Origin of the sequence: Streptomyces sp. NPDC006265, from assembly GCF_040613555.1 — a bacterium.
GTDB lineage: Bacteria > Actinomycetota > Actinomycetes > Streptomycetales > Streptomycetaceae > Streptomyces.
The window spans coordinates 1-9,499 of sequence record NZ_JBEXSH010000299.1 but is presented as its reverse complement, the minus strand read 5'-3'; the positions used below and the strand labels follow the sequence as shown (position 1 = coordinate 9,499).

The 9,499-nt window shown below is 71.8% G+C and carries 9 protein-coding genes and 2 pseudogenes; 7 read left to right on the top strand and 4 right to left on the bottom strand.

Annotated features, from left to right (window positions below):
- The coding region (locus tag ABZ281_RS23455) for a Ku protein (protein ID WP_356658339.1) at positions 1–958 on the bottom strand (958 nt) is incomplete at its 3' end.
- 54 nt (positions 959–1,012) lie between these two features.
- On the opposite strand from ABZ281_RS23455, the gene ligD reads away from it, so the two are divergent.
- Complete coding sequence (gene ligD / locus ABZ281_RS23450) at positions 1,013–1,894, top strand: non-homologous end-joining DNA ligase (protein ID WP_356658337.1); 882 nt, start codon at positions 1,013–1,015, stop codon at positions 1,892–1,894.
- 195 nt (positions 1,895–2,089) lie between these two features.
- On the opposite strand, the gene ABZ281_RS23445 is transcribed toward ligD, so the two are convergent.
- Positions 2,090–2,893 carry a nuclease-related domain-containing protein gene (locus ABZ281_RS23445; RefSeq protein WP_356658335.1) on the bottom strand — a complete coding sequence of 268 codons (804 nt, stop codon included), beginning with the start codon at positions 2,891–2,893 and terminating at the stop codon, positions 2,090–2,092.
- A 119-nt stretch (positions 2,894–3,012) separates the two neighbouring features.
- Between ABZ281_RS23445 and ABZ281_RS23440 the strand changes: the two genes are divergently transcribed.
- From ABZ281_RS23440 to ABZ281_RS23415, 6 genes and pseudogenes are all read left to right on the top strand, one after another.
- On the top strand, positions 3,013–3,516 hold the full coding sequence (locus ABZ281_RS23440; protein WP_306929857.1) for a dual specificity protein phosphatase family protein: 504 nt from the start codon (positions 3,013–3,015) through the stop codon (positions 3,514–3,516).
- A gap of 168 nt (positions 3,517–3,684) precedes the next feature.
- Entirely contained in the window at positions 3,685–4,482 is a 798-nt protein-coding gene (locus ABZ281_RS23435; protein WP_356658333.1) for a hypothetical protein, read from the top strand.
- On the top strand, positions 4,479–5,726 hold the full coding sequence (locus ABZ281_RS23430; protein WP_356658331.1) for a HAMP domain-containing sensor histidine kinase: 1,248 nt from the start codon (positions 4,479–4,481) through the stop codon (positions 5,724–5,726). Before ABZ281_RS23435 ends, ABZ281_RS23430 begins: the two co-directional genes overlap by 4 nt.
- A 114-nt stretch (positions 5,727–5,840) precedes the next feature.
- On the top strand, positions 5,841–6,320 hold the full coding sequence (locus ABZ281_RS23425) for an SH3 domain-containing protein (RefSeq protein ID WP_356658329.1): 480 nt from the start codon (positions 5,841–5,843) through the stop codon (positions 6,318–6,320).
- Positions 6,321–6,372: 52 nt separating this feature from the next.
- On the top strand, positions 6,373–7,737 hold the full coding sequence (locus ABZ281_RS23420; RefSeq protein ID WP_356658327.1) for an FtsW/RodA/SpoVE family cell cycle protein: 1,365 nt from the start codon (positions 6,373–6,375) through the stop codon (positions 7,735–7,737).
- Positions 7,734–8,012: pseudogene (locus ABZ281_RS23415) on the top strand (penicillin-binding protein 2); the annotation flags it as partial. The gene ABZ281_RS23420 and the pseudogene ABZ281_RS23415, both read left to right, overlap by 4 nt.
- Positions 8,013–8,014: 2 nt before the next feature.
- Here ABZ281_RS23415 and trpS read toward each other — a convergent pair.
- Together trpS and ABZ281_RS23405 are read right to left on the bottom strand one after the other, a co-directional pair.
- Positions 8,015–8,809, bottom strand: a pseudogene (gene trpS / locus ABZ281_RS23410) (tryptophan--tRNA ligase); the annotation flags it as partial.
- A gap of 423 nt (positions 8,810–9,232) precedes the next feature.
- On the bottom strand, positions 9,233–9,499 hold a 267-nt coding region (locus tag ABZ281_RS23405), incomplete at its 5' end, for a hypothetical protein (RefSeq protein WP_356658325.1).

Below are 9,499 nucleotides of genomic sequence, written 5' to 3'. Positions count from 1 at the left end.
CAGTCCCCTGGCCCTGGCCCGACTTGGCCGTCGACTTCTTCGCCGCCGTGGTCTTCTTGGCCGCCGTCTTCTTCGCGGTGGTGGTCGACTTCTTGCCACCGGTCTGCTTGGGGGCCGCCCGGGCCGTCTTGCGCTGCGGGAGCGACTTGACCTCGGCGCGCTCGGCCTCCTCGCCCCGGGACTCGCGGGCCGCGCGGACACTGCTCTCCAGCGCCGCCATCAGGTCCAGGACCTTGCCGCCCGTGGCCGGTTCCGGGGATTGGGGCGGGGCCTCGCCGGCAGCCTTCGCGGCGATGACCTCCTCCACCGCCTCGCGGTACTCGTCATGCAGGTCCTCCAGGTCGACCTCGCCGAGGGTGTCCATCAGCGCGTCCGCCAGGTCCAGTTCCTGGTCGCGGACGGTGACGTCGGTGTCGGGGGCCAGGCCCTCGGGAGCGCGCACCTCGTCCGGCCACAGCAGGCCGTGCATCGTGATGGCTTCGCCGACGACCCTGAGCATGCCCAGCCGCTCCCTGCCACGCAGGGCGAACTTGGCGATCGCCACCTTGTTGCTGCGCTTCAGCGCCTCGCGCAGCAGGGTGTACGGCTTCGCCGCCGGGGCGCCGCTCGCCTGGAGGTAGTACGCGGCGTCCATCTGGAGCGGGTCGATCCGGTCGGCCGGGACGAAGGCGACGATCTCGATCGTCTTGGCCGTCGGGAGCGGCAGGCTGGACAGGTCCTCCTCGGTGATCGGGATGATCGTGCCGTCCGCGTCCTCGTAACCCTTGCCGATCTCCCCCTGGGTGACCTCCCGGTCCTCCAGTTCGCAGAATTTGCGGTAGCGGACGCGGCCGCCGTCCTCGGTGTGGATCTGGCGGAAGGAGATCGAGTGGCTCTCGGTGGCGTTGACCAGCTTGATCGGAATGCTGACCAGGCCGAACGAGATGGCGCCGTTCCATATGGATCTCACGTGCAGCACCCTTCCGGTCACGCTCGGGAGCGTTCGTCATGGTTTGCGTGGGATTCTTATCGTATGGCGCCTATCACTGTGGTGGAGGGGCGACGGCTCGCTCTCAGCAATCTGGAGAAGGTGCTGTATCCCGCCACCGGCTTCTCCAAGGGCGAGGTGCTGCACTACTACGCGACCGTCGCCGAGGTCCTGTTGCCCCATCTGCGTGATCGGGCGGTGTCCTTCCTGCGGTATCCGGACGGGCCGGACGGGCAGGTGTTCTTCACGAAGAACGTGCCTCCGGGTACGCCCGAGTGGGTCACCACCGCCGAGGTGCCACGGGTCGAGGGGCCTTCGCGGATGGTCCTGGTGCAGGACCTGCCGAGCCTGATGTGGTCGGCGAACCTCGTGACCGAGTTCCACACCCACCAGTGGCTCGTCGACACTCCGGACGAGGCCGACCGGATCGTGTTCGACCTGGATCCGGGGGCGCCGGCGAGCATCGTGCAGTGCTGCGAGGTCGCGCTGTGGCTGCGGGAACGGCTCGCGCGCGACGGCCTGGAGACCTACGCCAAGACCTCCGGCTCGAAGGGACTGCATCTGCTCGCCGCCGTGCGCGGGGCGTCCTCCGAGCGGGTGTCCGAGTACGCCAAGGCGCTCGCCGTCGAGGCGGAGAAGGCCATGCCCCGGCTCGCGCTCCACCGGATGACCAGGAGCCTGCGCCCAGGGAAGGTCTTCGTCGACTGGAGCCAGAACGCCGCCCGCAAGACGACGGCGACCCCCTACACCCTGCGGGCCCGCCCGGAACCGACCGTCTCGGCCCCGGTGACCTGGGACGAGATCGAGGAGTGCCGCGCACCCGGCCGGCTGGACTTCCACGCCGTCGACATCGTCCCGAGGATCCAGGACTACGGCGACCTGCTCGCTCCGCTGCTGGACACGGAGGCGGCCGGACCGCTGCCGTAGCCGGACGGCGGGCCGGCGGCCGGCGGATGTCCGACGGGCGTCGCGGTGGCCGGTGCCCCGTCCTGCCCGGGCGGCCCCGGCGGTCGGGTGCCGCGTCCTGCCCCGGGCGGCCCCGGCAGTCAGGCGCCGTGCCCCGCCCCGCCAGCCCCGGCAGTCAGATGCCTACCCCGCCCCGCCAGCGCCCGGTCGCCTCCCTCACACCCGCGCCCACGTGTTCCGATCGCGGGCCATCGCGTGCAGGGCCTCCACGTCTGCCGGTTTCAGGACCCCGCCCCGCTGGGAGAGGCTCTCCACCTCCGTGGCCCTCAGGACGTTGACCTCCCGGGGGGCGGTGGGGATCGACACCGCCGCCGGGTCCACCAGGGCGAGGACCGGGCGGACCTCCGCGGTCAGGGCGTAGGAGGCGCGGTCGGCGTCGGAGCGGACGCGGCGCAGGAGGGGGTACGGGTCGCGGCGGCCGAGGGCGATCAGGGGGTCGGTGATGCGGACGCGCTGCTTGCGGGCGTGGAGGGTGTGGACGGCGTAGAGGCCGCCGGGGCCGATCAGCAGGTGGTGGATGCGGTCGCCGCCGGGGAGCGGCACGGAGTGCAGGGCGTGCCAGCCCGCACCGTCGAGGCGGTCCAGGGCGTCGCCGACCGTCTGCTCGGCCGCCAGGGCCCTGCGGCGCGGGTCGGGGCGCAGCCGGTGCGTGGGGCCGGGGTCGCGGTCGAGGGCGACGATGAGGGCCTCACCGGGGCGGTTGGGGGCCAGGTCGTCGTCGGGGTGGAGGGCGAGGCGGGACAGTTCGGCGGGGGTCGGCTCCGGGGGCGGCCCCACCGTCACGGGGCCGGTGATGAAGGGCCCCAGGGCCCGCAGGACGTCGTCCTCGCGGTCGGGGCCGAGTAGGTTCACCCGGGCCGTCTCCCGGTCGTACCAGGCGATGTTCCTGCCGTCCGGGAGGCAGACGTAGAGCCGCTCCCGGCCGTGCCGCCAGGTCGGTATGACGCGCAGTGGGTTCATGCACCATCACCCCTGTCCATGGGAACAGGCGGGGTGCTGCGGGGGCAAGAACCCGGTTACCTTTGAGAGGAGTTGGGCCTGCCCGCGGACCCTCGGGCGGTAGTGGTGGGGAGGCGCCGTTGCGTACCCGCAGTAAACCCGACGTGCCCGCTCCGGAGAGTCCGTGGAGCGAGGTCGTCCCCGGGCTCTGGATGGGCGGTCACGAGTACACGGGGGCCTTGGGCCACCTGGAGTTCGCCGTCGTACGGAACGAGTTCGATCTCGTTCAGACGCTGCTGCGGCTACCGGGGCACGGGCCCGATCCCGGTGTCCGGCACCATGTGTGGCCGATCCCCGACGGGCCGCTGGACGGGACACAGCTCGCCGGGGTGATCCGGCTGGCCGAGGCCGCGTGCGAGGCGATGAGCGAGGGCCGCAGGGTCCTCGTGCGCTGTTACCACGGGTACAACCGCTCCGGTCTTGTCGTCGCGCACGCGCTGATGCGCCAGGGCCACTCCGCGGAGGAGGCGATCCGGCTGATCCGGGCCCGCCGCTCGCCCTGGGCGCTGCACAACGACCTGTTCGTCGAGTACCTGCGGGCCGGGCTGGTCACGGCGCGGCTGCTGGAGGAGCTGACCGAGTAGCACGGCCCGCAGAGGGCTGCACAGCGGCGGCAGCACGTACACGGCCGCCCTCTCGCGCAAATGGGACTTCCCCACGAATAAGGTGTACGCGGCCGACAGGTGCACGCCGCCGACGGTCGCGTCCGCCGTGTGCCCGCCGTGTGATCACCATGAAACGCCAGGAGTGCAGTGCCCCTCAGCCGCCCCGGACAGGCCGCCCGTCGCCTCGCCGTCGTCGCCCTCCTGCTGGCCGCCGCCGTGGGCTGCGGGGACGCCGGCGGGCTGGAGGGCGCGGGGTCGACCCCGACGGCGGAGGGTCCGGCCCGGCTCTGGCCGGAGCTGACGCCGGCGTCCAGCCCGGCCTTCGAGATCGGCGAGGTGAACACCGAGGTGGTCAAGGGGGTGAAGGTCCCCGGCGACGACATCCGCCGGGTGGACCCGGTCTCGATCGTCCGGGCCGAGATCCACGGCAACCCGGGCGACTACGACGGCGCCAAGGCCCCCTACCGTGACACCAAGCGCGAGATGGCCGACTGCGCGAAGGGCCCGGGGCACGGGAAGTGCCCGGTGCTCAGGCCGTACTACCGGGATCTGACCGGCGACGGGCACGACGACCTGACGCTGGGCTTCCCGCTGCTGCCCGGCAAGACGACCGCGGTCCGCGTCTACACCGTCGAGAAGCACCGGCTGGTGCAGGTGATGGGGTGGGAGGACGCGCTGAGCGGGGTCGAGCTGGCCGGGCGTTCCGTGGTGATCCGCTCGCCGTCGGAGGTCGCGGGCTACGAGTACCGCCTGCAGTGGACCTGGGACCGGGACCAGCGGGCCATGCTCCTCACCCATGACGAGATGCTGCGCACCGGCCCGCGCAAGCACTCCCGGCACCCGTCGGCCTCCTCCTCCACCGGTTCCCCGACCGGTTCCGCGACCGGTTCCGCGACCGGTTCCCCCGCCTCCCCGCCCGTCTCCCCCTCGGCGAGTGGCGGATGAGACCGGCACTCCCCCAGTGGTCCGGGACGCTCGCCGTGAAGGCCGCCCTCTTCATCACGGTGATGTGCTGCGCGCTGGCGGCGCTGCTCGGCGTGCTGGTGCATGTGCAGGTGACGAACCAGACCGTCGGTCAGGCCCGCGACCAGGCGTTGCAGCGGCTGACGCAGGCGACGGAGCGGTACGAGGCCGGGGACGCCCTGCGGCGGGGCGCCGGAGTGGACCCTCCGGAGCTGCCGCGGGAGCTGCGGGACCTGGCGGTCGCCGGGGACCGCGGCACGATGGTGGCCGACCGCGCGGGACACCCCACGATGTGGGCGGCGGGTCCGGTCGACGGCGAGCGGGCGCTGGCGGTGGCGGTCGACCACTCCCAGCAGGCTCGCACGATCGAGGGCCTCGACCGGGCGATCGTGTGGTCGTCGGGCCTGGCGATCGGGGCGACACTGCTGGTCGGGGCGTTCGCGGTGACGCGGGTGACACGGCGGCTGCACACCACGGCGCTGGTGGCCCGGCGGATCAGCGCGGGCGACCTGGACGCGCGCGTGAACGACCCCCGCACCGGGCCGGGCGCCACCGCCGGCCCGCCGGACGAGGTGGCCGCGGTCGCCGCCGCTCTGGACTCCATGGCGGCCTCGCTCCAGGGCAAGCTGCTCGCCGAGCAGCGGTTCACGGCGGATGTCGCGCATGAGCTGCGCACGCCGCTTACCGGACTGCACGCGGCGGCCGAACTGCTTCCGCCGGGCCGTCCGACGGAACTGGTCCGGGACCGGGTGGCGGCGCTGCGCACCCTCACCGAGGACCTGCTGGAGATCTCCCGGCTGGACACCGGACGGGAGCGGGTGGAGCTGGACACCGAGCAACTGGGGCCGCTGGCCGAGCGGGCGGTGCGGGCGGCGGGGAGCGACACGGAGGTCAGGGTCGTGCGGGATGTGTCCGTGGAGACGGACCGGAGGCGGCTGGAGCGGGTGCTGGGCAATCTCGTGGCGAACGCGCACAAGCACGGACGGGGGCCGGTGGTGCTGACCGTGGACGGGCCGGTGGTGACCGTTCGCGACCACGGGGACGGGTTCCCGGAGTACCTCGTCGCGCACGGGCCGCAGCGGTTCCGCACCGAGGGCGGTACGCGGGGACACGGGCTGGGGCTGACCATCGCGCGGGGGCAGGCCGAGGTGCTGGGGGCACGGCTGGAGTTCGCGAACGCCCCGGCCGGCGGGGCGGTGGCCACGCTGGAACTCGTGGCGGAGTGAGCGCCGGGGGGCGTGTCCTCCTATGGCCCAGCCTGGAGGGCGGCATCCTCTGTGCGCTCCTAATGTGGCGATTAGTCAGCTTCAGCACCTTCGCCCCACATGGAGGTAATCCCCATGTCCCTGCGCACCCGTCTCTCCATAGCCACCGTCGCCGGGCTTCTCGCCGCTGCGGCCACCGTGACGCCCGCCGCCGCGCACGACGACTGGGACCCGAGCGGTGGGAACGGCACCAGCCACCAGGACCCGAGCGGCGGGAACGACGGGAACGGCAACGGCCAAAACGACCCGAACGGCTGGAACGGCGGCAACGGCGGCAACGGCGGCAACGGCGGCAACGGCGGCAACGGACACAACGACCCGAGCCTCTACAAGGGCGTCGTCACGGCCGACACGCTGGCGCTGCGCAGCGCCCCGAACCGCGGTTCGCAGATCATCCGGTTCGCCCACCGGGGCGACGTCGTCAAGATCTTCTGCAAGACGGGCGGCGAGACCGTGCAGGGCAATCCGCTCTGGTACCTGCTGACGGACGGCACCTGGGCCTGGGGCGCGGCCCGGTACATCGACAACATCGGCCCCGCGCCACGCTGGTGCTGACACTTCGTCAAACAAAGGCACGCAAGACAGACTGTTTGGGTAGGTTCCGGACATGAGCAAGGCCGGAATCACCGTGGCGACGGCGAACCCGCCCGCGCCCGCCGTCCGCCGCCTCCCCCGGCGCCGGGGCATCGAACTCGCCCTCATCGTGCTGGCCGTCCTGCTGTCGGTGTACGGCTACTGCGCCGTGGGCCTCGCCCGGTACGGAGCGCTCCCGCCCGGCGCCGCCGGATACGGCGCCGGCCTCGGCGTTCTGGCGCTGCTGGCCCATCTGGCTGTACGCCTGCGGGCCCCGTACGCCGACCCCCTGCTCCTGCCCATCGGCGTGCTGCTGAACGGGCTGGGACTGGTGCTGATCTACCGGCTCGACCTGGAGACCCCGGGTGACCGGGCGGCACCGGCCCAGCTGGTGTGGTCGACGCTGGGCGTGTCGCTGTTCATCCTGGTCGTCCTGCTGCTGCGCGACCACCGGGTGCTCCAGCGCTACACGTACGTCTGCGTGGTCGCGGCCCTGGTCCTGCTCACGCTGCCGATCCTGTTCCCGGCGGTGAACGGGGCCCGCATCTGGATCCGGATCGCCGGGTTCTCCATCCAGCCGGGCGAGTTCGCGAAGGTGCTGCTGGCGGTGTTCTTCGCCGCGTACCTGGCCGCGAACCGCAACGCCCTCGCCTACACCGGCCGCCGCATCTGGAAGCTCCAGCTCCCCACCGGCCGCGTCCTCGGCCCGATCGTCGCCGTGTGGCTGGTGAGCGTCGGCGTGCTGGTCCTGGAGCGCGACCTCGGCACGTCGCTGCTGTTCTTCGGCCTGTTCGTGGTCCTCCTCTATGTCGCCACCGGCCGCACCGGCTGGATCGCGGTCGGTCTGCTGCTGGCCGCGCTGGGCGCGGTCGCCGTCGGCCGGCTGGAGCCGCACGTGCACAGCAGGATCGAGACCTGGCTGCACCCCTTCGCCTCCATCGAGGCGGGCGAGGGCGCGAACCAACTCGCCCAGTCGCTGTTCGCCTTCGCGGAGGGCGGCATGCTCGGCACGGGTCTCGGGCTCGGCCACTCCTTCCTCATCGGCTTCGCCGTGAAGTCGGACTTCATCCTGGCCACCGCGGGCGAGGAACTCGGCCTGGCCGGCATCGGCGCCGTCTTCCTCCTCTACGGCCTGCTGGTGGAGCGCGGCTTCCGCGCGGGCCTCGCGCAGCGCGAGCCCTTCGGCCGGCTGCTCGCGGTCGGCCTGGCCTCGCTGGTGGCGCTCCAGGTGTTCGTGATCGCGGGCGGGGTGACCGGGCTGATCCCGCTGACCGGCATGGCGATGCCGTTCCTCGCGCAGGGCGGCTCGTCGGTGGTCACCAACTGGGCGATCGTGGCGCTGCTGGTACGGGTGAGCGACTCGGCCCGGCGGAGTTACGACGGGCAGGACGCCCCGTGACCCGGCACATCCGGCACGCCGGGTACTTCTGCGCCCTGCTGCTGGTGGCCCTGCTGCTGAACGCCGCCCGCGTCCAGGTCGTCCAGGCGCCGTCGTACGACCGGAACCCGGGCAACCGGCGCCCCGACATCACCCGCTACGAGCAGCCCCGCGGGGACATCCTGGTCGGCGGGCGGCCCGTCACCGGCTCCCGGGACACCCGCGAGCACCTCCGCTACGAACGGACCTACACGGACGGCCCGATGTACGCCCCGGTCACCGGCTTCGCCTCCCAGCTGTACGTGCCACTGAGCGCCTCGGGCTCGCCACCCGTGCACGCCGCGAGGATCTCCAGCAGGTTCGCGAGCCCCGGCCGGGTCTCCCGGTCGTACACGACCTCGCGTCCGCTGTCGGTCACCGCCCGCATGACCTTCTTGCGCACCACGTCCGGCTCGTCCAGCAGATAGACGATCCCCGGCCCGACGTCATCGCTCTTGCCCATCTTCGACGCCGGATCCTGCAGGTTCATCACCCGCGCCGCCACCCCCGGCCGGGTGGCCCGCGGCACCACGAACGTGTGCCCGTACCGCTGGTTGAACCGCACGGCGAGATCCCGGGCGAGCTCCACATGCTGGCGCTGATCGTCCCCGACCGGCACCTCACCGGCCCCGTACGCCAGGATGTCCGCCGCCATCAGCACGGGATAGGTCAGCAGCGACAGCCGCACACTCCCGCCCCGTTGCCGCTCCCGCGCGGCTTTCTCCTTGTACTGGATCATCCGCCGCATCTCACCGTCGGTGGCCACGCACTCCAGTACGTAGGAGAGCCGGGCGTGCTCGTCCACGTGGCTCTGCACGAACACCGTGCAGAGCTCCGGATCCAGGCCGGCCGCCAGCAGCAGCGTCGCCGACTGCCGGCTCAGCCTGAGCACCCGCGCGGGATCGTGGTCCACGGTCAGGGCGTGCAGATCGACCACGCAGAACAGGGCGTCGGCCTCGTGCTGGTCGACAGCGGCCCACCGCCGCATGGCCCCCAGATAGTTCCCCAGCGTCAGATGCCCCGTCGGCTTGACCCCGCTGAAGACCCGTGTCATCTCTCCACCTCCTGGTCGGGACCGCCGCCCCGGGCGGCCGCCCCTCCGTGGATCCGGGAGGGAGAAACGAAAACGGCCGCCGAAGCGGCGGCCGTCGAGTGCATACGTGAGGACGGCCGCCGTCAGGCGGCCCACCACAGCTGGGTGCACGTACGCGTCGTCATGAGCCCAGGCTACGCCCCCGGGGGCCGCCCGCCCTTGAGTTGACACGCCCAGACCCGGTCCGTAGTGTGCTCCGAGTTGCCCGACGTGAGCGCCGACTCCGGTCGGTCCCCGGGCAGCCAATCCGCAGGTACCAACCACTATTCGACGCGCAGTCGTCTGTCGTCGTTTCATTGGCATGTGTATTTACGGAATGAGGAATCCACGTTCGAAAGGACGAGGCCCCCGATTCGCTCGGGAGCCGGGGAATCCGCTAAAGTCTCACTCGTCGGAACGGCCCAACAGCCGCGAAGGCAAACCCCGCTGACCGGGGATCAGGCCCGAAAGGATCTGATAGAGTCGGAACCGCCGGAAAGGGGAACGCGGAAGCGGGAACCTGGAAAGCACCGAGGAAATCGGATCGAAAAGGATCTGATAGAGTCGGAAACGCAAGACCGAAGGGAAGCCCGGAGGAAAGCCCGAGAGGGTGAGTACAAAGGAAGCGACCGTTCCTTGAGAACTCAACAGCGTGCCAAAAGTCAACGCCAG